This is a genomic window from Citrobacter gillenii, from assembly GCF_013337685.1.
Classification (GTDB): domain Bacteria; phylum Pseudomonadota; class Gammaproteobacteria; order Enterobacterales; family Enterobacteriaceae; genus Citrobacter; species Citrobacter gillenii.
The window spans coordinates 172,871-194,230 of the sequence record NZ_SUQN01000002.1; the positions used below are offsets into that span (position 1 = coordinate 172,871).

The window sequence follows — 21,360 nt, forward strand, 5'->3', positions numbered from 1 at the left end:
TAAAACAGGGCAAATCATGGCGAGACGTATTCTGGTCGTAGAAGATGAAGCTCCAATTCGTGAAATGGTCTGCTTCGTGCTCGAGCAAAACGGGTTCCAACCTGTAGAAGCCGAAGACTATGACAGTGCGGTGAATCAACTCAATGAACCCTGGCCGGATCTTATCCTGCTTGACTGGATGCTTCCCGGCGGCTCGGGGTTACAGTTCATTAAACACCTCAAACGTGAAGCGATGACGCGGGACATCCCGGTGATGATGCTGACGGCAAGAGGTGATGAAGAAGATCGCGTACGTGGGCTGGAAACCGGTGCGGATGACTATATCACCAAGCCGTTTTCCCCGAAGGAACTGGTGGCGCGCATTAAAGCCGTACTGCGTCGTATTTCACCAATGGCGGTTGAAGAAGTTATTGAGATGCAGGGGCTGAGCCTTGATCCCACCTCGCATCGTGTAATGACCGGCGAAGAACCGCTGGATATGGGGCCAACTGAGTTCAAACTGCTGCATTTCTTTATGACTCATCCTGAGCGCGTCTACAGCCGCGAACAACTACTTAATCATGTCTGGGGCACCAACGTGTACGTAGAAGACCGGACGGTTGACGTGCATATCCGCCGCTTGCGTAAGGCGCTGGAGCACAGCGGCCACGATCGCATGGTGCAGACGGTACGCGGAACGGGATACCGTTTTTCAACCCGCTTCTGACCGGCACGGAAAATAGCCCATTAGATCAAGTTGTATAGGGAGTGCGACGTTTGCTGGAACGATTGTCATGGAAAAGGCTGGTACTGGAGCTGATACTTTGCTGCATTCCGGCTTTTATCCTTAGTGCTTTTTTCGGTTATCTGCCGTGGTTTTTACTGGCATCGGTAACGGGTCTGCTTATCTGGCATTTCTGGAATTTACTGCGTTTGTCCTGGTGGCTGTGGGTCGACAGGAGTATGACGCCTCCGCCGGGGCGGGGCAGTTGGGAACCGCTGCTTTACGGCCTGCATCAAATGCAACTGCGTAACAAAAAACGCCGCCGCGAACTGGGTAATCTGATTAAGCGTTTTCGCAGCGGGGCTGAATCGCTGCCTGATGCGGTGGTACTGACCACCGAAGAGGGTGGGATTTTCTGGTGTAACGGCCTGGCACAGCAGGTTCTGGGACTGCGTTGGCCGGACGATAGTGGGCAAAATATTCTTAACCTGCTTCGCTACCCGGAATTTACCTCATACCTGAAAACGCGCGACTTTAGTCGGCCAATTAATTTGGTACTTAATACCGGGCGGCATCTGGAAATTAGGGTGATGCCGTATACCGACAAGCAGTTGCTGATGGTGGCGCGCGATGTCACGCAGATGCACCAACTGGAAGGCGCGCGGCGTAATTTCTTTGCCAACGCCAGCCACGAGTTGCGTACGCCGCTGACGGTGCTGCAAGGTTATCTGGAGATGATGCAGGAGCATCCCCTGGAAGGAGCAACGCGAGAGAAAGCGCTGGATACCATGCGTGAGCAAACGCAGCGTATGGAAGGGCTGGTGAAGCAGCTGCTGACGCTATCGAAAATAGAAGCCGCACCGACACTGCCGCAGAATGAAAAAGTAGATGTGCCGATGATACTGCGCGTGGCTGAGCACGAAGCACAAACGCTGAGCCAGAATAAACACACGTTTACCTTCGACGTGGATAATCGCCTGAGCGTGATGGGTAACGAGGAGCAACTGCGTAGCGCAATCTCGAATCTTATCTATAACGCGGTGAACCATACGCCGGCGGGAACGCACATCACCGTGCGCTGGCAGCGGGCGACGGCGGGAGCCGAGTTCAGCGTCGAAGATAATGGGCCTGGAATTGCGCCTGAGCACATTCCTCGTTTGACCGAGCGTTTCTACCGCGTGGATAAAGCGCGATCGCGGCAAACGGGCGGTAGCGGGCTGGGGCTGGCTATTGTGAAGCATGCTTTAAATCATCACGACAGCCGATTGAATATCGAGAGTACGCCGGGCAAAGGGACGCGGTTTAGCTTTGTGCTAGCGGAACGTTTACTTGCCAAAAGTAACGATTGAGGCGTATCCGTAAGATTATCTTTCCAAAAGCCAGCGAAAGCTGGCTTTTTTACGCGGGTCAATACAGTCATCCTGAATTTTACGACGTCTGATTGTTTTTTGTTCGCATTATTACCCATACCTTTTTCCAGGAAATGGTGTTTTGTTCTAACTGGATTTTTCATATCGCTATATTGTTCTGGTTTTTAGATCCCACCTTGCTTTAAAACGTTATAAGCGTTTAAATTGCGCACCATGTGCTGTCATACCGACTGCATTTACGCGGTAAATCGAAAAACTATTCTTCGCCGCGCCCGGCTGGGAGAATTTCCCGCTGGAATTGATTAAAAATGCCGCTGTATCGTCCCAAAAGGGAAGGGCAAAAATTTAACCTTTACAACACCACATTCACATCCACAGGCTGTAAGACTTTATGACCCATCAGTTAAAATCGCGCGATATCATCGCACTGGGATTTATGACATTTGCACTGTTTGTAGGTGCAGGTAACATTATTTTCCCCCCAATGGTTGGTTTGCAGGCCGGCGAACACGTCTGGACTGCGGCTTTTGGCTTTCTGATTACCGCTGTTGGCCTGCCGGTGCTCACCGTTGTGGCGCTGGCGAAAGTCGGCGGTGGTGTAGACAGCCTCAGCACTCCGATCGGCAAAGTGGCCGGTTTAGTACTGGCTACCGTCTGTTATCTGGCCGTTGGGCCGTTATTTGCAACGCCGCGTACCGCAACGGTCTCCTTTGAAGTGGGGATTGCCCCGCTGACCGGTGACTCCGCGCTGCCGCTGTTTATCTACAGCGTGGTCTATTTCGCGATTGTCATCCTGGTGTCGCTCTATCCGGGCAAACTGCTGGATACCGTGGGGAATTTCCTCGCGCCGCTGAAAATTCTGGCGCTGGTTGTGCTGTCTGTTGCTGCGATTATCTGGCCTGCCGGTCCGATCAGCAATGCCATAGAAGCCTATCAAACTGCGGCGTTTTCCAACGGCTTCGTGAACGGCTATCTGACGATGGATACGCTGGGGGCGATGGTCTTTGGTATTGTTATCGTGAACGCCGCGCGTTCGCGTGGCGTTACTGAAGCACGCCTACTGACACGTTATACCGTCTGGGCAGGTTTGATGGCTGGTGTCGGCTTAACGCTGCTGTACCTCGCCTTGTTCCGTCTGGGTTCAGACAGCGCGATTCTGGTCGATCAGTCTGCTAACGGCGCGGCAATTCTGCATGCGTATGTTCAGCACACCTTCGGCGGTGCAGGTAGCCTGCTGCTGGCCGCGTTGATTTTCATCGCTTGCCTGGTGACGGCGGTTGGCCTGACTTGTGCGTGTGCTGAGTTCTTTGCGCAGTACATTCCACTGTCTTACCGTACGCTGGTGTTTATCCTTGGCGGCTTCTCGATGGTGGTGTCAAACCTCGGCTTGAGCCACCTGATTCAGATCTCGATTCCGGTCCTGACGGCTATTTATCCGCCCTGTATCGCACTGGTTGTATTAAGCTTTACCCGCTCATGGTGGCATAATTCTTCCCGCGTCATTGCACCTGCGATGTTTATCAGCCTGATTTTTGGTATCCTTGATGGCATTAAAGCTTCTGCAATTGGCGACGTGTTACCGGCCTGGACCCAGCGTTTACCGCTGGCAGAGCAAGGTCTGGCGTGGTTGATGCCAACAGTCGTGATGGTGGTCCTGGCCGTAATTTGGGACCGCGCAGCAGGTCGACAAGTGACCTCCAGCGCACACTAATATCACTGACAATAAGTTTTAACCACGGGGCTATTAATATGGCCCCGTGGTTTTTTTATTGTGTTAACAGGTTAGGAATCGATGGAAAGTAATAACAAGCTAAAGCGTGGGCTGAGCACCCGGCACATCCGCTTTATGGCATTAGGTTCGGCAATTGGTACCGGGCTGTTCTATGGCTCAGCCGATGCCATCAAAATGGCAGGGCCGAGCGTGTTGTTGGCCTATATTATCGGCGGCGCGGCGGCGTACATTATCATGCGCGCGCTGGGCGAAATGTCCGTTCATAACCCGGCAGCCAGCTCGTTTTCGCGCTATGCGCAGGAAAACCTCGGACCGTTGGCAGGCTACATTACCGGCTGGACCTACTGTTTTGAAATCCTGATTGTCGCTATTGCCGACGTGACCGCCTTCGGTATTTATATGGGCGTCTGGTTCCCGGCGGTGCCGCACTGGATTTGGGTTCTGAGCGTAGTGCTGATTATCTGCGCCATCAACCTGATGAGTGTGAAGGTGTTTGGCGAACTGGAGTTCTGGTTCTCATTCTTTAAGGTCGCCACCATCATCATTATGATTGTCGCCGGTTTTGGCATCATCATTTGGGGGATCGGCAACGGTGGGCAACCAACCGGCATCCATAACCTGTGGAGCAACGGTGGGTTCTTCAGTAACGGCTGGTTGGGCATGATTATGTCGCTGCAAATGGTGATGTTTGCCTATGGTGGCATTGAAATCATCGGCATTACTGCCGGTGAAGCGAAGAACCCGCAGGAGTCGATCCCGCGTGCAATTAACTCCGTGCCGATGCGAATCCTCGTGTTTTACGTGGGCACGCTGTTCGTCATTATGTCTATTTACCCATGGAATCAGGTGGGCACCGACGGGAGTCCTTTTGTTCTGACGTTCCAGCATATGGGCATTACCTTTGCGGCAGGTATCCTTAACTTTGTGGTGCTGACCGCCTCGCTGTCGGCGATCAACTCTGATGTCTTTGGCGTGGGCCGTATGCTGCACGGTATGGCGGAGCAGGGAAGTGCACCGAAAATGTTCGCCAAAACCTCGCGTCGCGGCGTGCCGTGGGTGACGGTGATGGTGATGACCATTGCCCTGCTGTTTGCGGTGTATCTCAACTACATCATGCCGGAGAACATCTTCCTGGTGATCGCCTCGTTGGCGACGTTTGCCACGGTGTGGGTGTGGATCATGATCCTGCTGTCGCAGATCGCCTTCCGCCGTCGTCTGCCGCCGGAAGAGGTCAAAGCACTGACGTTTAAAGTACCGGGCGGTGTGGTCACGACGGTGATTGGCCTGATTTTCCTGGTCTTTATTATCGGGCTTATTGGCTACCATCCGGATACCCGTATTTCACTGTACGTTGGTTTTGCGTGGATTGCCCTGCTGCTGGTGGGGTGGGTGTTCAAACGCCGCCGTGAGCGTCAACCGGCTGAAGCACAGTAATTTTTTTGCCGGGTAAGGCTTGCGCCTCCCGGCATTTTCTCCTCCCCCGAACTCCTCCCCCAATAAACGTTAAGATGATGAGTGATCCTTAACTTTCCTATGGCAAGGTGACTTCATTTTCATCAAAGGGGATACGTGATGTTGAACGCCTGGCACCTTCCGGTTGCCCCATTTGTTAAGCAAAACAACGATAAACTGACGATTACGCTCTGGCTGTCAGGGGACAATCCACCCCAGCGGGTCACGTTACGCGCAGAAAATGATAACGAAGAGATCTCGCTCGGCATGCATAAGCAACGCAGCCAGCCGCAGCCTGGCGTGACCGCGTGGCGCGCGGCAATCAATCTCTCCTGCGGCCAGCCACGTCGACGCTATAGCTTTAAGCTGCTGTGGCTCGATCGCCAGCTGTGGTTTACCCCGCAAGGGTTCAGCCGATTTCCGCCCGCGCGGCTGGAACAGTTTGCTGTGGATGTGCCGGACAATGGTCCGCAATGGGTGGCCGACCAGGTTTTCTATCAGATTTTCCCGGACCGCTTTGCCCGCGGTCAGTCGCGCGATACAGAACAGGATAACGTCTATTACCACCACGCGGCCGGGCACGATATTGTGCAGCGCGACTGGGATGAACCGCTGAATGCACAGGCCGGAGGCTCAACGTTCTATGGTGGTGATTTGGACGGGATCAGCGAGAAGCTGCCGTACCTGAAAAGCTTAGGGGTAACAGCACTGTATCTGAACCCGGTGTTTACCGCACCGAGCGTGCATAAATACGATACTGAAGATTATCGCCATGTTGACCCCCGGTTTGGTGGCGACAGGGCGCTATTACGCCTGAGGCATAACACGCAGCAACAGGGAATGCGCCTGGTGTTGGACGGCGTATTCAATCACAGTGGCGATTCGCACGCCTGGTTCGACAGGCATCATCAGGGAACAGACGGGGCGTGCCATAACCCGGACTCGCCCTGGCGCGACTGGTACCATTTCTCTGACGACGGCGTCGCATTGGACTGGCTGGGTTACGCCAGCCTGCCGAAGCTGGATTTTGCCTCGGAAAGCCTGGTGAACGAAATTTATCGCGGCGAGGACAGCATTGTCCGTCACTGGTTAAAAGCGCCGTGGAGCATGGACGGCTGGCGGCTTGATGTTGTGCACATGCTGGGAGAAGCCGGTGGATCGCGCAACAATCTGCAGCATGTGGCCGGGATCACCCAGGCGGCGAAAGAAACGCAGCCAGAAGCCTATGTGGTCGGTGAACACTTTGGCGATGCGCGCCAGTGGTTACAGGCCGATGCCGAAGATGCCGCCATGAACTACCGTGGTTTTACCTTCCCGCTCTGGGGATTTCTCGCCAACACCGACATCTCTTACGATCCGCAATCTATTGATGCTCAAACGTGCATGGCGTGGATGGATAACTACCGTGCGGGATTGTCGCATGAGCAGCAGTTGCGTATGTTCAACCAGCTCGACAGCCACGATACCGCTCGTTTTAAATCTTTACTGGGCAAAGATGTTGCGCGCCTGCCACTGGCGGTGGTGTGGCTGTTTACGTGGCCTGGCGTGCCGTGTATTTACTACGGTGATGAAGTGGGGCTGGATGGAAATAACGATCCGTTCTGTCGTAAACCGTTCCCGTGGCAGAAGGATCAACAGGACGGCGAACTGTTGGCGCTGTACCAGCGGTTGGCGAAATTACGTCATCGTAGCAAGGCGCTACGCCACGGCGGCTGTCAGGTAATTTACGCCGAAGATAACGTGGTGGTATTTGTCCGGGTACTTAACCAGCAGCGCGTACTGGTGGCGATTAACCGGGGACACGCCTGTGAAGTGGTGCTGCCGTCGTCGCCGTTGCTCAATGTCGCGCAGTGGCGGCACGAAGAGGGCAAAGGCCAGACTATGGGCGATGTACTGACGTTGCCTGCAATCTCAGCGTCGGTGTGGTCGGGTCATTGAGATAAAAAAAGGCCCGCATTTGCGGGCCTTGTTCAATTCATGCCAATTACAGGCTGGAGACGTTTTCGGTCAGGTATTTTGCCACGCCGTCCGGAGACGCGTTCATACCTTCTTTACCTTTTTCCCACTGTGCAGGGCAAACGTCACCGTGCTCTTCGTGGAACTGCAGCGCGTCAACCATACGCAGCATTTCGTCGATGTTACGACCCAGCGGCAGATCGTTAACCACCTGGTGGCGAACAACGCCGTTCGCGTCGATCAGGAAAGAACCGCGCAGAGCAACGCCTGCTTCCGGGTGCTCGATGCCGTAAGCTTTCTGGATTTCGCGCTTGATGTCAGCAACCATTGCGTATTTCACTGCACCGATGCCGCCTTTGTCGACAGGGGTGTTACGCCATGCGTTATGGACAAATTCAGAGTCAAAAGAAACGCCAACCACTTCAACGCCGCGCTTCTGGAATTCTTCGTAACGTTTGTCGAACGCGATCAGTTCAGACGGGCAAACGAAGGTGAAGTCCATCGGCCAGAAGAACAGAACGGTGGTTTTACCGTTGGTATGCTGTTTGAAGTTGAAGTTATCAACAATCTCACCGCTACCCAGTACCGCAGCTGCTGTGAAATCCGGAGCCTGACGAGTTACCAGTACCATATAATTCTCCTGCAAAGTTAAGGGTTTTTTGGAACGCAACGCGGGCCAGTATAGAGAGTGTTCGGGAATAAGACAAAGAGGCGCTGACAATCAATGAGACAGGTTTTGGCTATCAATGTTTTGCCGGATGGTGGCGTCACCTTATTCGGCCCAGTGCTGTCGGGCGATCAAAGTGCTTTACGGCGGGCCTGTTCCATCATCTGCGGATAAAAACGCCAGAAGCGTTCTTCCAGCGCGTCGTAATGTCTGTCCAGGTCATACCACGAGTCGCGCAGGGCATCGAGACGCGGGCGGCGGCTGGCCATGCCATTGAGCACATCCTGGATAAAATCCATATCCTGATAGCGCTCCAGCCATTTCTCTGACCACATGTAATTGTTCAGATTGACAAAGCGCGGCGGCGATTCAGGCAAGATTGTGGCAACCTGAGTATGGGCGTAGCGGACAAAGGCTGCTAATGGGAAGTCGGGCGAGATTTCTGCCCAGTGGCGCGATAAAAAGTGATCCCACATCACGTCGAGCGTAATCGGCGCGACGCGGCGCGTTTCGCTGCGAAACCACTCTTTAGCTTCACGGACTTCCGGCAGGTTGTCGGTCATGACGTCGATTCGACGATGCATGAAAATGCCGTCCACCACCTCAGGCGCAAAACTGGATGCCGGGTTTCCGCGAACAAAATCCGCCAGCAGGTTGCCGGAGAGTGAACTGTCGGCTAAATGCGCCAGATGTAAATGTGCAAGAAAATTCATTATCGATTATCTGTCCAAAAGCGGGGTAAAGGTTGCAGGGAAAGCGCCCCGGCACTAGACTACCCGCCTCTTATTTTAGTCTGAGTCAGTGTCATGCGCGTTACCGATTTCACCTTTGAACTTCCTGAATCCCTGATTGCCCACTATCCGCAAGCAGAGCGCAGTAGCTGCCGTTTGCTGTCGCTGGATGGGCCAACGGGCGCGCTGACGCACGGTACTTTCACCGATTTGCTCGACAAGCTCAACCCCGGAGATCTTCTGGTCTTTAACAATACCCGCGTGATCCCGGCCCGCCTGTTTGGGCGTAAAGCCAGCGGCGGCAAGATTGAAGTGCTGGTTGAGCGCATGCTCGATGACAAACGTATTCTGGCTCATATTCGCGCATCCAAAGCGCCGAAGCCGGGTGCTGAACTGTTGCTGGGCGATGATGAAAGCATTAAAGCGACGATGGTTGCGCGCCATGATGCGCTGTTTGAAGTGGCGTTTGACGACGAACGCAGCGTACTGGATATCCTCAACGCCATCGGCCATATGCCGCTGCCGCCGTATATCGACCGCCCGGATGAAGACGCCGACCGCGAACTGTACCAGACCGTATACAGCGAAAAACCTGGCGCCGTGGCGGCACCGACAGCGGGTCTGCACTTTGACGATCCGTTACTGGCAAAACTGCGTGAAAAGGGCATTGAGATGGCGTTTGTGACGCTGCACGTTGGGGCGGGGACGTTCCAGCCGGTGCGCGTAGACACCATTGAAGATCACATCATGCATTCCGAATATGCGGAGGTTCCGCAGGACGTGGTCGACGCAGTACTGGCGGCGAAAGCGCGCGGTAATCGCGTGATCGCGGTAGGGACGACCTCAGTTCGTTCGCTGGAAAGCGCGGCTCAGGCGGCGAAAAATGATCTGATCGAACCGTTCTTCGGGGATACGCAAATCTTTATCTACCCGGGCTATCAGTACAACGTCATCGATGCGCTGGTAACCAACTTCCATCTCCCTGAATCGACATTGATTATGTTGGTTTCGGCGTTTGCAGGTTATAAAAACACCATGAACGCCTATCATGAAGCGGTTAAAGCGGAATATCGCTTTTTTAGTTACGGTGATGCGATGTTTATCACGTACAATCCGCAGGCTATTTCTGAGCGTGTCGGGGAGTAAGTTCCCGGCATGAGTATTTTACGTCGGACTGTTTTTCTGACGCAGGAGTTAAGATGAAATTTGAACTGGATACCACAGACGGTCGCGCTCGCCGCGGACGCCTTGTTTTTGATCGTGGCGTAGTGGAAACGCCTGCTTTTATGCCTGTCGGTACCTACGGTACGGTGAAAGGTATGACGCCGGAAGAAGTTGAAGCGACCGGCGCACAAATTATTCTCGGCAACACGTTCCACCTGTGGCTGCGCCCAGGACAGGAAATCATGAAGCTGCATGGCGATTTGCATGACTTCATGCAGTGGAAAGGACCGATCCTCACCGATTCTGGCGGTTTCCAGGTATTCAGCCTGGGCGATATCCGTAAGATTACCGAGCAGGGTGTACATTTCCGCAACCCGATCAACGGCGATCCGATTTTCCTCGATCCTGAGAAATCGATGGAGATTCAATACGATCTCGGTTCCGATATCGTGATGATTTTCGACGAATGTACACCGTACCCGGCTGACTGGGACTATGCTAAACGCTCGATGGAGATGTCATTGCGTTGGGCACAGCGTAGCCGTGACCGTTTTGATAGCCTCGGCAACAAAAATGCGCTTTTTGGCATCATTCAGGGCAGCGTTTACGAAGATTTACGTGATATCTCTGTTAAAGGTCTGGTAGATATAGGCTTTGATGGCTACGCTGTCGGCGGTTTGGCTGTGGGTGAACCGAAAGAAGACATGCACCGTATTCTGGAACATGTTTGCCCACAAATTCCGGCAGATAAACCTCGTTACTTGATGGGCGTCGGCAAACCAGAAGATCTGGTTGAAGGCGTGCGTCGTGGTATCGATATGTTTGACTGTGTGATGCCAACGCGAAATGCCCGTAATGGCCATTTGTTTGTGACTGACGGCGTGGTAAAAATTCGTAACGCGAAACATAAAAGCGACACCAGTCCACTCGACGCTGAGTGCGATTGTTACACCTGTCGCAATTATTCACGCGCTTACTTGCATCATCTTGACCGTTGCAACGAAATATTGGGCGCGCGACTCAATACCATTCATAACCTTCGCTACTACCAGCGCTTGATGGCGGGTTTACGCAAGGCTATTGAAGAGGGTAAATTAGAGAGCTTCGTAACCGATTTTTACCAACGTCAGGGTCGACCTGTTCCACCTGTGAACGTTGATTAATTTTAATAATGAGGGAATTTGAATGAGCTTTTTTATTTCTGATGCGGTAGCGGCAACAGGTGCTCCGGCGCAGGGCAGCCCGATGTCTCTGATTCTGATGCTGGTGGTGTTTGGTCTGATTTTCTACTTCATGATCCTGCGTCCACAGCAAAAGCGTACCAAAGAGCATAAAAATCTGATGAGCTCCATTGCCAAAGGTGATGAAGTCCTGACGAACGGTGGCCTGGTCGGTCGTGTGACCAAAGTAGCGGAAACTGGCTACATCTCTATCGCACTGAACGACACCACTGAAGTGGTTATCAAACGTGACTTCGTAGCTGCCGTTCTGCCGAAAGGCACCATGAAGGCGCTGTAATATTCCGTTTTCCCAAAGGGAACTGCCGTGTTAAACCGTTATCCTTTGTGGAAGTACATCATGCTGGTCGTCGTGATTATCGTCGGCCTGCTTTACGCACTTCCCAACCTGTATGGTGAGGATCCGGCTGTTCAAATCACTGGTGTGCGCGGTGCCGCCGCCAGTGAGCAAACGCTGATCCAGGTCCAGAAAACGTTACAAGAAGAAAAAATCACACCTAAGTCTGTGGCTCTGGAAGAGGGCGCTATTCTTGCGCGCTTCGACTCCACCGATACCCAATTGCGCGCACGTGAAGTGCTGCTGGGCGTGCTGGGTGATCAATACGTCGTGGCGCTTAACCTTGCTCCGGCAACCCCTCGCTGGCTGGCTGCTATTCACGCGGAACCGATGAAACTCGGTCTTGATCTGCGTGGTGGCGTTCACTTCCTGATGGAAGTGGATATGGACACCGCGCTGGGTAAACTGCAGGAACAAAATATCGATAGCCTGCGCAGCGATCTGCGTGAAAAAGGCATTCCTTATACTACCGTTCGTAAAGAAGATAACTACGGTCTGAGCATCACCTTCCGTGATGGCAAGGCGCGTGACGACGCGATCTCTTATCTGAGCAAGCGTCATCAGGATCTGGTTATTTCCAGCCAGGGCAGCAATGCGCTGCGTGCAGTGATGACCGATGCACGTCTGAGTGAAGCCCGTGAGTACGCGGTACAGCAGAACATCAATATTCTGCGTAATCGTGTTAACCAACTGGGTGTCGCTGAGCCGGTTGTTCAACGCCAGGGCGCCGACCGCATCGTGGTCGAACTGCCGGGTATTCAGGACACCGCGCGTGCGAAAGAGATTCTGGGCGCAACGGCGACGCTGGAGTTCCGTCTGGTAAACACCAACGTGGACCAGTCTGCGGCGGCATCCGGGCGCGTACCGGGTGACTCGGAAGTGAAACAGTCTCGTGAAGGACAGCCGGTTGTGCTGTATAAACGCGTGATCCTGACCGGTGACCATATCACCGATTCCACTTCCAGCCAGGACGAATACAATCAGCCGCAGGTTAACATCTCGCTGGATAGCGCGGGTGGTAACATCATGTCTAACTTCACCAAGGATAACATCGGTAAGCCGATGGCGACCCTGTTCGTGGAGTACAAAGACAGCGGTAAAAAAGATGCGAATGGCCGTTCAGTGCTGGTGAAACAGGAAGAGGTGATTAACATCGCCAACATCCAGTCTCGCTTGGGCAACAGCTTCCGTATCACCGGTATCAACAACCCGAATGAAGCGCGTCAGCTTTCACTGCTGCTACGTGCCGGTGCGTTGATTGCGCCGATTCAGATTGTTGAAGAACGCACCATCGGCCCGACTCTGGGTATGCAGAACATCAAGCAGGGTCTGGAAGCGTGTCTGGCTGGTCTGGCTGTTTCTATTCTGTTTATGATCTTCTTCTACAAGAAGTTTGGTCTGATTGCGACCAGCGCGCTGATTGCGAACCTGGTACTGATTGTGGGTATCATGTCGCTGCTGCCGGGCGCTACGCTAAGTATGCCGGGTATCGCGGGGATCGTCTTAACCCTTGCCGTAGCGGTCGATGCGAACGTACTGATCAACGAACGTATCAAAGAAGAGTTGAGTAACGGACGTTCGATTCAGCAGGCGATCAACGAAGGTTATGCGGGCGCATTCAGTTCCATCTTCGATGCGAACATCACGACGCTGATTAAAGTTCTGATCCTGTATGCAGTCGGTACCGGGGCAATTAAAGGGTTCGCGATTACTACCGGTATTGGTGTGGCGACGTCGATGTTTACCGCGATCGTCGGGACACGTGCCATCGTAAACCTGTTGTATGGCGGCAAGCGCGTCAAAAAGCTGTCAATCTGAGGAGTGCGAAGTGGCACAGGAATATACTGTTGAACAATTGAACCACGGCCGTAAAGTCATCGACTTTATGCGCTGGGACTACTGGGCTTTCGGCATCTCTGGTTTCCTGCTGATTGCGGCCATCGTGGTGATGGGCGTACGTGGCTTTAACTGGGGGCTCGATTTCACCGGTGGTACGGTAATTGAAATCACGCTGGAAAAACCGGCGGAAATGGACGTGATGCGCGATGCGCTGGAGAAAGCGGGCTTCGTTGAGCCGCTGCTGCAGAACTTCGGTAGCAGCCACGACATTATGGTACGTATGCCGCCAACCGAAGGTGAAAACGGTGGGCAAGTGCTGGGTAGCAAGGTGCTGAGCGTCATTAACGAAGCCACCAACCAGCATGCAGCGGTGAAGCGTATCGAATTCGTCGGGCCTAGCGTCGGTGCCGATCTGGCACAAAACGGTGCGATGGCGCTGATCGTGGCGCTGATCTCCATCCTCGTGTACGTCGGTTTCCGCTTTGAGTGGCGACTGGCGGCGGGCGTGGTTATCTCGCTGGCGCACGACGTGATCATCACGCTTGGGATCCTGTCGTTGTTCCATATCGAGATTGACCTGACTATCGTCGCATCGTTGATGTCGGTTATCGGTTACTCGCTAAACGACAGCATCGTGGTTTCTGACCGTATTCGTGAGAACTTCCGCAAAATCCGCCGCGGGACGCCTTATGAAATCTTTAACGTGTCGTTGACCCAAACGCTGCACCGTACGTTGATTACCTCCGGTACAACGTTAGTGGTTATTCTGATGCTGTACCTCTTTGGTGGTCCGGTACTGGAAGGCTTCTCGCTGACTATGCTTATCGGTGTGTCCATCGGTACCGCGTCGTCTATCTACGTGGCATCGGCACTGGCGCTGAAGCTGGGTATGAAGCGTGAGCACATGCTGCAGCAGAAAGTTGAGAAAGAAGGGGCGGATCAGCCGTCTATTCTGCCTTAACCGACGCAGGGCGTTACACTGGAATCCCGATCGCAAGGTCGGGATTTTTTTGCCTGAAGAAAGCCTACAAATTGTCTATGGGTTTTCTTTAGACAAAAAAACCAGCAATTAAGCTGGCTTTTGTATACCTGGGCCGGATAAGCATAGCGCCATCCGGCGACAACCAACCTCAATTTAGAAGTTGTAACCTACAACAAAGTAACCACCCCAACCGGTAGAACGAACGTTTTCGTTCATAAAGACCACGTCCGCGTTATCTTTCCACTGGCCGCCGTTGTGCCAGTAACGGGCAACAACAGAATAGTGCCAATGATCGTAGTTCAGCGCCAGAATGTGGCTGGAGGCGATCGAATCGTTGGTACGTGCTTTCTTGCCATTTACATCGGTGAAGTCTTTGTCACCGAGATCGGAGCCCCAGTCAAAGTTGGTGAAGCCGATATAGCTCAGGTTACCGCCCCACAGTTCGGTAATCGGGACAAAGTATTTCACTTTGAAACGGTAGCCATCCCATTCGTTTTCGTTCGCGGCACCGTAGTTCTGCCACTGGTACTTGGCGTACACGTTCATGGACAGGCTCATCGGCAGGCCGGTGTCGATATCAGTACCCAGACCCATATACCAGGTGCTCTGGCGACCATCTTTGTTACGACCCATATCGTAGATATAGTTGTTGGCGAAATACCACTCTTTGAACGGACCAAAGCTCAGATCGGCACCGGTCAATTTGTCGATGGAGAAACGTGGTTCGATTTCCATAAACAGCGGGGAGCCGTGGTTCCAGATACCCTTCGCATCGGTGTTACCACCGAAGAATACCGGCGCATCCATGTAACCATAGAAGTCAAACCAGTCTTTTTTAGCGAAAGCTTCATATTCCAGGTAGGTATCGTTACGGATCTGCGGTCCGAAACGGGTGTGGTAGCTGCCGACAACGTTAACGCTCTGGTGCCACCAGTCGGACAGGTATTCCGGTTTGTTGTTTTCTGCTGCATTAGCAGTGAAAGACGAGGAGAGCGCCAGCACTGCACCGGCTGCAAGTAATGTTTTTTTCATATGTATGCCACTGTTTGAAATCCCTTTCGGGAGTGAAAAAGGCGCAATTTGCGTTTCTAAATATTTCGTAATTCTTCGGAGCCTATTATAAAAATCATTGTTCACAAAAATATGTCTTGTTTCACAGTTCTATCATTTACGTAATCGATTGCGTTCACGTTTGCGTACTTTAGGCGGCGAATTGTACTGACTCCCATGAATGTTGCCAAGTTTTACTAAAAATATCGGTGATGTCAGCGGAGTAACAAAATGACGGGGATGGGTGTTGCGGAACGCACAAAACGCTCCGCAAAAAAGTTTATTGGGTCACAGGCTGGATGTCATGGATGCGTACAAAGCCGAGTTGGTCAAGTGACAGGCCATTGAGCTGCAGCGGAATGTCTACGTCACTGGGGGCAAGAAGGCTTGCCGGAGCGTTGATCAATTCATTCTTAACGTTCACTTCCTGGTAGTTGTCCGTGGTGCCCTGGATTTGCCCGTACTCTACGGTGGCGCTAAATGCCGGTAACGGTGTGTTGGATTCTCCCTGAATGCGCAGCGTCAGGCGCGTACCGTCCGCATTCGGTGCAATATTGACCAGTGACATGCGGAGCGTACCAATCTGGCTGTTCAGGCGGGCGGGGGTTTTCGAACCCGGTAATAAATAGACGCCGCGGGTGGATTTCGCATTCAACATATTTTGTTGCGTTATTTTTACCGTTTCCTGATTGAGCTGGGTCATCTCTTTGCTCAAGGTACTTACGCTTTGATGCATCTGTCGTACTTCAGCTTGCTGTGCGCAGGCATTAAGACTAAAGAGGCTTCCCACCAGGAGAATTCTTAGGTAACGTCTTGTCATTATGATTACTTCCTACATTGTCGCGATAGCATAATGGTAGTGTGCTCAGAGCACGAAGGCATCGATCCTTTGTCTCAAAAGCGCTCTGCCTTTGTTGTCGCGCCAGTTCAGGGTAAAATAGATCTCTATGAACCACTGAGGTACAGGACGCCGTATGCATTGCCCATTCTGTTTCGCCGTAGACACAAAGGTAATTGACTCTCGTCTTGTCGGCGAGGGCTCTTCAGTACGCCGCCGTCGGCAGTGTCTGGTCTGTAACGAACGTTTTACCACTTTTGAAGTGGCAGAACTGGTTATGCCACGCGTTGTAAAAAGCAACGACGTGCGCGAGCCTTTTAATGAAGAGAAGCTGCGCAGCGGCATGCTGAGAGCGCTTGAGAAACGGCCGGTCAGCGCAGATGACGTCGAAATGGCGTTAAACCATATAAAATCACAGCTGCGTGGGACGGGCGAGCGCGAGGTGCCGAGTAAAATGATCGGTAATCTGGTGATGGAGCAACTGAAAAAGCTCGATAAAGTGGCCTACATCCGTTTTGCTTCGGTTTACCGGAGCTTTGAAGATATCAAAGAATTTGGCGAAGAGATTGCTCGCCTACAGGATTAAGCCATGCAGGATGAGTTGTACATGGCGCGAGCGCTGAAGCTGGCCGCGCGTGGACGTTTCACGACCCACCCTAATCCCAACGTGGGCTGTGTCATTGTTAAAGACGGGGAAATCGTCGGTGAAGGATACCATCACCGCGCGGGCGAACCCCATGCCGAGGTCCATGCGCTGCGTATGGCCGGTGTTAAAGCGCAGGGGGCAACCGCCTACGTCACGCTCGAACCGTGCAGTCATCACGGGCGTACGCCGCCGTGCTGCGATGCGCTGATTGCTGCGGGCGTGACGCGTGTTGTTGCTGCGATGCAGGATCCTAACCCGCAGGTGGCGGGGCGTGGACTTTACCGCTTGCAGCAGGCCGGTATTGATGTCAGCCACGGCATGATGATGAACGACGTCGAACAGCTGAATAAAGGTTTTCTCAAGCGGATGCGCACCGGATTTCCGTATGTTCAGCTTAAGCTCGGCGCATCGCTTGACGGCCGTACGGCGATGGCCAGCGGCGAAAGCCAGTGGATAACCTCACCACAGGCACGTCGCGACGTTCAGCGCCTGCGTGCGCAAAGCCATGCTATTTTAACCAGCAGCGCCACGGTGCTGGCTGACGACCCCCAGCTTACCGTCCGTTGGTCGGAGCTTGATGAATCGACCCAGGCGCTGTATCCGCAGGAAAACCTGCGTCAGCCAATCCGCATTGTTCTCGATCGTCAAAACCAGGTCACACCTGAACATCGTATTGTGCAGCAGCCGGGAGAAACCTGGATTGCGCGCAGCAGCGACGGTTCGCGTATCTGGCCGGAGAGTGTTCGCACGCTGAATGTGCCGGAGCATAACGGCAATCTGGATCTGGTGGTGTTGATGATGCAACTGGGCAAGCAGCAAATTAACAGCATTTGGGTTGAGGCTGGCCCAACGCTTGCAGGCGCATTATTGCAGGCCGGGGTGGTGGATGAGCTAATCGTCTATGTTGCGCCTAAACTGTTAGGCAGTGACGCGCGAGGATTATGTGTGCTGCCAGGCCTTGAGAAACTGGCCGATGCCCCCCATTTCAAATTCAACGAGATACGCCATGTAGGTCCGGACGTTTGCCTGCATTTAGTGAGCGCATGATCTCCCGGTTCGAAAGGGAAGCAGCGCACAGATTATTATGATAAAATCCGCCCCCCTGCGGGGTCTAGTGAATCCGAAGGAAGAATATGAACATTATTGAAGCTAACGTTGCTACTCCGGACGCTCGCGTCGCCATCACCATTGCGCGTTTCAACAACTTTATCAATGACAGCCTGCTGGAAGGTGCTATCGACGCCCTGAAGCGTATTGGCCAGGTTAAAGATGAAAACATTACCGTCGTTTGGGTTCCAGGCGCGTATGAGCTGCCGCTGGCAGCTGATGCACTGGCGAAAACCGGTAAATATGACGCGGTGATTGCGCTGGGTACAGTTATCCGTGGCGGTACCGCACACTTCGAATATGTGGCTGGCGGTGCAAGCAATGGCCTGGCGCACGTCGCTCAGGACAGCGGTATTCCGGTAGCCTTCGGTGTTCTGACCACCGAAAGTATTGAACAAGCCATCGAACGTGCTGGCACGAAAGCCGGTAATAAAGGCGCAGAAGCTGCACTGACCGCGCTTGAAATGATTAATGTATTGAAAGCCATTAAGGCCTGATTTTTGTAAGGGGAAATCCGTGAAACCTGCTGCTCGTCGCCGCGCCCGTGAGTGTGCCGTCCAGGCGCTCTACTCCTGGCAGTTGTCCCAGAACGACATCTCTGATGTTGAATACCAGTTCCTGGCGGAACAGGACGTGAAAGATGTCGACGTCCTGTATTTTCGTGAACTGCTGTCCGGGGTGGCGACTAACAGCGCGTACCTGGATGGCCTGATGAAGCCTTACCTGTCTCGTCTGCTGGAAGAGCTGGGTCAGGTAGAGAAAGCCGTACTGCGTATTGCACTGTTTGAACTGTCTAAACGTAGTGATGTGCCGTATAAAGTGGCCATCAACGAAGCGATTGAACTGGCGAAAACCTTCGGTGCCGAAGATAGCCACAAGTTCGTCAACGGCGTACTGGATAAAGCAGCACCTGCGATTCGCCCCAACAAAAAGTGATCGCCAGGCCGGCAGGATGGCGGAATCTATTTCCGCTGTCGCCGGCCTTTTCTTTTTTCCTGCTGAGGCATAACGTATGGCATGTGGCGAATTCTCCCTGATTGCCCGTTATTTTGACCGTGTTAGAAGCTCTCGTCTTGACGTCGAAACCGGCATTGGTGACGATTGCGCACTCCTGAACATCCCTGAAAAACAAACGCTGGCGATCAGCACCGACACGCTGGTGGCAGGCAATCACTTCCTTCCCGATATTGATCCAACGGACCTGGCCTGGAAAGCGCTGGCGGTTAATTTAAGCGATCTGGCGGCGATGGGAGCTGACCCGGCATGGCTGACGCTGGCGCTCACGTTACCTGACGTTGATGAATCCTGGCTCGAAGCCTTCAGTGACAGCCTGTTTGAACTCCTTAATTACTATGATATGCAGCTGATTGGCGGTGATACCACGCGTGGGCCACTGTCGATGACGTTGGGTATCCATGGCTACGTCCCGGTCGGGCGAGCCTTAAAACGCTCGGGTGCGAAGCCGGGTGACTGGATTTACGTTACCGGTACGCCGGGCGACAGCGCTGCCGGTTTGGCTATTCTGCAAAACCGATTGCAGGTAACAGATGCCAAAGACGCGGAGTATCTGCTTAAACGTCACCTGCGTCCCACGCCGAGAATTTTACAGGGGCAGGCCCTGCGCGACCTGGCCAGTGCGGCTATCGATCTTTCCGACGGTCTGATTTCCGATCTTGGACATATCGTTAATGCCAGCGGCTGCGGCGCACGCGTTAATGTCGATGCGTTACCGTATTCCACGGCATTATCTCAGCACGTTGAGCCGGAGCAGGCGCTGCGCTGGGCGCTCTCAGGTGGTGAAGATTATGAGTTATGCTTTACCGTACCGGAAATAAACCGTGGTGCACTGGACGTCGCGCTGGGGCATCTTGGCGTATCATTTACCTGCATTGGGCAGATGAGTGCGGACGTGGAAGGGATGCACTTTACGCGTGACGGTAAGCCTGTCACGTTTGACTGGAAAGGATATGACCATTTTGCTGCGCCTTAAAAAAGATGTCGCAAAAAGCCGTTTGAGTATGCGTAATCCGTGGCACCTGTTGGCCACCGGATTCGGCAGCGGATTAAGTCCAATTATACCCGGTACCATGGGATCGCTGGCGGCGATCCCATTTTGGTATTTGATGACGTTTCTGCCGTGGCAGCTGTATTCACTGGTCGTCATGCTGGCTATTTGTATCGGTGTCTATCTGTGCCATCAAACGGCGAAAGATATGGGTGTACACGATCACGGCAGTATCGTCTGGGATGAGTTTGTCGGGATGTGGATAACCCTGATGGCTCTGCCGACACTCGACTGGCAGTGGGTCGCCGCCGGATTTGTGATTTTCCGCATTCTGGATATGTGGAAGCCCTGGCCGATCCGCTGGTTCGATCGTAACGTGCATGGCGGTACGGGGATTATGATCGACGATATTGTGGCGGGGATATTTTCCGCAGGGATCCTCTATTTTATCGGGCATCACTGGCCGCTTGGCATTATTTAATCCTTCCCTGGGTTATGTTGTAGGCCCGATAAGCGCAGCGCCATCGGGCAATACCAGATTATTTAAATCCCACCACCGGATGCTGTTTGTACGGCATTTCCAGTTCGGCAACCTGTTCCGGTTTTAGCGTTAAATCGACCGCGTTGAGCAACTCATCCAGCTGTTCTTCGCGCGAGGCGCCAATTATGGGCGCAGCGACGCCCGGTTTGCTCAGCAGCCACGCCAGCGCTACCTGCGCGCGCGAAGCGCCGATTTCCTCACTCACCCCGGTTAACCGTTCCGCTATTGTCGCGTCGTTTTCATCGCTCTCGCGGTACAGATTTTTGCCGACTTCATCCGACACAACGCGCGCGGTCGTTTCACCCCAGGGGCGCGTCAGACGTCCCCGCGCCAGTGGGCTCCACGGGATCACCGCCACGCCTTCCTGGTAGCACAGCGGCAGCATGTCGCGTTCTTCTTCACGGTAGATAAGGTTGTAGTGATCCTGCATGCTGACAAATTGCGCCCAGCCGTGTTGTTTCTGCAAGGCCAGCGCCTGCGCAAACTGGGAGGCGTGCATCGAAGAGGCGCCGATATAGCGTGCTTTGCCGGACTTCACCACGTCGTTGAGCGCTTCCAGGGTTTCTTCGATAGGCGTGTTGTAATCCCAGCGGTGAATTTGCAGGATATCGACATAGTCCATGCCAAGGCGAGTCAGGCTGTCGTCGATAGAACGCAGGATTTGCGCCCGGGATAACCCTTCCGCTAAATCATCCACCTGGTGAAATACTTTTGTGGCGACCACCACCTCGTCGCGGTGGGCGAAGTCACGCAGGGCGCGACCGACAATTTCTTCGCTGCTGCCAGCGGAGTAACTATTGGCAGTATCAAAAAAGTTAATACCGCCTTCAAGAGCATATTTGATAATTGGGCGACTGCTTTCTTCCGGCAGCGTCCAGGCGTGGTTGCCGCGATTGGGTTCGCCAAACGTCATGCAGCCCAGACAAAGGCGAGAAACCCGAAGGTCAGTTTTTCCTAAGAGGTTGTATTGCATATTCCGCTCCTGCTTAGCGTGTTAATCAT

At 53.4% G+C, this 21,360-nt stretch carries 21 protein-coding genes; 16 read left to right on the plus strand and 5 right to left on the minus strand.

What is annotated here, in order from left to right; translation table 11 throughout:
* Positions 1-16: 16 nt before the first annotated feature.
* The 5 genes from phoB (at position 17) to malZ (ending at position 7,195) form a co-directional block, all read left to right on the plus strand.
* A complete protein-coding gene (phoB, locus tag FCH32_RS04580; protein ID WP_096758099.1) occupies positions 17-706 on the plus strand; it encodes a phosphate response regulator transcription factor PhoB in 690 nt (229 codons plus the stop codon).
* A gap of 50 nt (positions 707-756) precedes the next feature.
* A complete protein-coding gene (phoR, locus tag FCH32_RS04585; protein ID WP_096759459.1) occupies positions 757-2,052 on the plus strand; it encodes a phosphate regulon sensor histidine kinase PhoR in 1,296 nt (431 codons plus the stop codon).
* 412 nt (positions 2,053-2,464) lie between these two features.
* Complete coding sequence (gene brnQ, locus FCH32_RS04590) at positions 2,465-3,784, plus strand: branched-chain amino acid transporter carrier protein BrnQ (protein ID WP_135912471.1); 1,320 nt, start codon at positions 2,465-2,467, stop codon at positions 3,782-3,784.
* Between the two features lie 81 nt (positions 3,785-3,865).
* Positions 3,866-5,239 carry a proline-specific permease ProY gene (proY, locus tag FCH32_RS04595; protein WP_115259248.1) on the plus strand — a complete coding sequence of 458 codons (1,374 nt, stop codon included), beginning with the start codon at positions 3,866-3,868 and terminating at the stop codon, positions 5,237-5,239.
* Positions 5,240-5,377: 138 nt separating this feature from the next.
* Positions 5,378-7,195: a maltodextrin glucosidase gene (gene malZ / locus FCH32_RS04600; protein ID WP_174360574.1), complete on the plus strand. Its 1,818-nt coding sequence runs from the start codon at positions 5,378-5,380 to the stop codon at positions 7,193-7,195.
* Between the two features lie 46 nt (positions 7,196-7,241).
* Here the strand turns inward: malZ and FCH32_RS04605 are convergent, their stop codons facing one another.
* Both FCH32_RS04605 and acpH read right to left on the minus strand, forming a co-directional pair.
* Positions 7,242-7,844 (minus strand): peroxiredoxin, encoded by a 603-nt coding sequence (locus FCH32_RS04605; protein WP_048212444.1) that lies wholly within the window; start codon positions 7,842-7,844, stop codon positions 7,242-7,244.
* Between the two features lie 167 nt (positions 7,845-8,011).
* Complete coding sequence (gene acpH / locus FCH32_RS04610; RefSeq protein WP_096758095.1) at positions 8,012-8,593, minus strand: ACP phosphodiesterase; 582 nt, start codon at positions 8,591-8,593, stop codon at positions 8,012-8,014.
* 93 nt (positions 8,594-8,686) lie between these two features.
* On the opposite strand from acpH, the gene queA reads away from it, so the two are divergent.
* From queA to secF, 5 genes are read left to right on the plus strand one after another with little or no spacing between them, the layout of a single operon-like run.
* Positions 8,687-9,757 carry a tRNA preQ1(34) S-adenosylmethionine ribosyltransferase-isomerase QueA gene (gene queA / locus FCH32_RS04615; protein WP_096758094.1) on the plus strand — a complete coding sequence of 357 codons (1,071 nt, stop codon included), beginning with the start codon at positions 8,687-8,689 and terminating at the stop codon, positions 9,755-9,757.
* A gap of 53 nt (positions 9,758-9,810) precedes the next feature.
* Complete coding sequence (tgt, locus tag FCH32_RS04620) at positions 9,811-10,938, plus strand: tRNA guanosine(34) transglycosylase Tgt (RefSeq protein WP_096758093.1); 1,128 nt, start codon at positions 9,811-9,813, stop codon at positions 10,936-10,938.
* A gap of 22 nt (positions 10,939-10,960) precedes the next feature.
* Positions 10,961-11,293, plus strand: coding sequence for a preprotein translocase subunit YajC (gene yajC, locus FCH32_RS04625; RefSeq protein ID WP_052283894.1), 333 nt, complete (start codon positions 10,961-10,963; stop codon positions 11,291-11,293).
* 27 nt (positions 11,294-11,320) lie between these two features.
* Positions 11,321-13,168, plus strand: a complete 1,848-nt coding sequence (gene secD / locus FCH32_RS04630) for a protein translocase subunit SecD (RefSeq protein WP_096758092.1) — start codon at positions 11,321-11,323, stop codon at positions 13,166-13,168.
* A gap of 10 nt (positions 13,169-13,178) precedes the next feature.
* Complete coding sequence (gene secF, locus FCH32_RS04635) at positions 13,179-14,150, plus strand: protein translocase subunit SecF (RefSeq protein WP_096758091.1); 972 nt, start codon at positions 13,179-13,181, stop codon at positions 14,148-14,150.
* Positions 14,151-14,324: 174 nt separating this feature from the next.
* Here the strand turns inward: secF and FCH32_RS04640 are convergent, their stop codons facing one another.
* On the minus strand, positions 14,325-15,203 hold the full coding sequence (locus FCH32_RS04640; protein ID WP_115259246.1) for a nucleoside-specific channel-forming protein Tsx: 879 nt from the start codon (positions 15,201-15,203) through the stop codon (positions 14,325-14,327).
* A 298-nt stretch (positions 15,204-15,501) separates the two neighbouring features.
* On the minus strand, positions 15,502-16,041 hold the full coding sequence (locus FCH32_RS04645) for a SadB/YajI family lipoprotein (RefSeq protein ID WP_117342111.1): 540 nt from the start codon (positions 16,039-16,041) through the stop codon (positions 15,502-15,504).
* A 154-nt stretch (positions 16,042-16,195) separates the two neighbouring features.
* On the opposite strand from FCH32_RS04645, the gene nrdR reads away from it, so the two are divergent.
* The 6 genes from nrdR (at position 16,196) to pgpA (ending at position 20,298) form a co-directional block, all read left to right on the plus strand.
* Entirely contained in the window at positions 16,196-16,645 is a 450-nt protein-coding gene (gene nrdR, locus FCH32_RS04650) for a transcriptional regulator NrdR (protein ID WP_096758088.1), read from the plus strand.
* 3 nt (positions 16,646-16,648) lie between these two features.
* Positions 16,649-17,752: a bifunctional diaminohydroxyphosphoribosylaminopyrimidine deaminase/5-amino-6-(5-phosphoribosylamino)uracil reductase RibD gene (gene ribD, locus FCH32_RS04655; RefSeq protein ID WP_174360575.1), complete on the plus strand. Its 1,104-nt coding sequence runs from the start codon at positions 16,649-16,651 to the stop codon at positions 17,750-17,752.
* A gap of 86 nt (positions 17,753-17,838) precedes the next feature.
* Positions 17,839-18,309 (plus strand): 6,7-dimethyl-8-ribityllumazine synthase, encoded by a 471-nt coding sequence (ribH, locus tag FCH32_RS04660; RefSeq protein WP_003021575.1) that lies wholly within the window; start codon positions 17,839-17,841, stop codon positions 18,307-18,309.
* Positions 18,310-18,328: 19 nt separating this feature from the next.
* The gene (nusB, locus tag FCH32_RS04665; protein ID WP_096758086.1) at positions 18,329-18,748 is read left to right on the plus strand and encodes a transcription antitermination factor NusB; all 420 of its coding nucleotides are present in this window, start codon (positions 18,329-18,331) and stop codon (positions 18,746-18,748) included.
* Between the two features lie 76 nt (positions 18,749-18,824).
* On the plus strand, positions 18,825-19,802 hold the full coding sequence (thiL, locus tag FCH32_RS04670) for a thiamine-phosphate kinase (RefSeq protein ID WP_137400414.1): 978 nt from the start codon (positions 18,825-18,827) through the stop codon (positions 19,800-19,802).
* Positions 19,780-20,298: a phosphatidylglycerophosphatase A gene (gene pgpA / locus FCH32_RS04675; RefSeq protein WP_174360576.1), complete on the plus strand. Its 519-nt coding sequence runs from the start codon at positions 19,780-19,782 to the stop codon at positions 20,296-20,298. The genes thiL and pgpA overlap by 23 nt, the downstream gene beginning before the upstream one ends.
* 58 nt (positions 20,299-20,356) lie before the next feature.
* Here pgpA and FCH32_RS04680 read toward each other — a convergent pair whose 3' ends face one another.
* Positions 20,357-21,331 carry an aldo/keto reductase gene (locus FCH32_RS04680; protein ID WP_174360577.1) on the minus strand — a complete coding sequence of 325 codons (975 nt, stop codon included), beginning with the start codon at positions 21,329-21,331 and terminating at the stop codon, positions 20,357-20,359.
* Between the last annotated feature and the right edge of the window lie 29 nt (positions 21,332-21,360).

Excerpts from the sequence above, each read along its gene's own strand:
- phoB (WP_096758099.1), top strand. The coding sequence starts at position 17 with ATGGCGAGACGTATTCTGGTCGTAGAAGATGAAGCTCCAATTCGTGAA.
- brnQ (WP_135912471.1), top strand. The coding sequence starts at position 2,465 with ATGACCCATCAGTTAAAATCGCGCGATATCATCGCACTGGGATTTATG.
- proY (WP_115259248.1), top strand. The coding sequence starts at position 3,866 with ATGGAAAGTAATAACAAGCTAAAGCGTGGGCTGAGCACCCGGCACATC.
- malZ (WP_174360574.1), top strand. The coding sequence starts at position 5,378 with ATGTTGAACGCCTGGCACCTTCCGGTTGCCCCATTTGTTAAGCAAAAC.
- FCH32_RS04605 (WP_048212444.1), bottom strand. The coding sequence starts at position 7,844 with ATGGTACTGGTAACTCGTCAGGCTCCGGATTTCACAGCAGCTGCGGTA.
- acpH (WP_096758095.1), bottom strand. The coding sequence starts at position 8,593 with ATGAATTTTCTTGCACATTTACATCTGGCGCATTTAGCCGACAGTTCA.
- queA (WP_096758094.1), top strand. The coding sequence starts at position 8,687 with ATGCGCGTTACCGATTTCACCTTTGAACTTCCTGAATCCCTGATTGCC.
- tgt (WP_096758093.1), top strand. The coding sequence starts at position 9,811 with ATGAAATTTGAACTGGATACCACAGACGGTCGCGCTCGCCGCGGACGC.
- yajC (WP_052283894.1), top strand. The coding sequence starts at position 10,961 with ATGAGCTTTTTTATTTCTGATGCGGTAGCGGCAACAGGTGCTCCGGCG.
- FCH32_RS04640 (WP_115259246.1), bottom strand. The coding sequence starts at position 15,203 with ATGAAAAAAACATTACTTGCAGCCGGTGCAGTGCTGGCGCTCTCCTCG.
- FCH32_RS04645 (WP_117342111.1), bottom strand. The coding sequence starts at position 16,041 with ATGACAAGACGTTACCTAAGAATTCTCCTGGTGGGAAGCCTCTTTAGT.
- nrdR (WP_096758088.1), top strand. The coding sequence starts at position 16,196 with ATGCATTGCCCATTCTGTTTCGCCGTAGACACAAAGGTAATTGACTCT.
- ribD (WP_174360575.1), top strand. The coding sequence starts at position 16,649 with ATGCAGGATGAGTTGTACATGGCGCGAGCGCTGAAGCTGGCCGCGCGT.
- ribH (WP_003021575.1), top strand. The coding sequence starts at position 17,839 with ATGAACATTATTGAAGCTAACGTTGCTACTCCGGACGCTCGCGTCGCC.
- thiL (WP_137400414.1), top strand. The coding sequence starts at position 18,825 with ATGGCATGTGGCGAATTCTCCCTGATTGCCCGTTATTTTGACCGTGTT.
- pgpA (WP_174360576.1), top strand. The coding sequence starts at position 19,780 with ATGACCATTTTGCTGCGCCTTAAAAAAGATGTCGCAAAAAGCCGTTTG.
- FCH32_RS04680 (WP_174360577.1), bottom strand. The coding sequence starts at position 21,331 with ATGCAATACAACCTCTTAGGAAAAACTGACCTTCGGGTTTCTCGCCTT.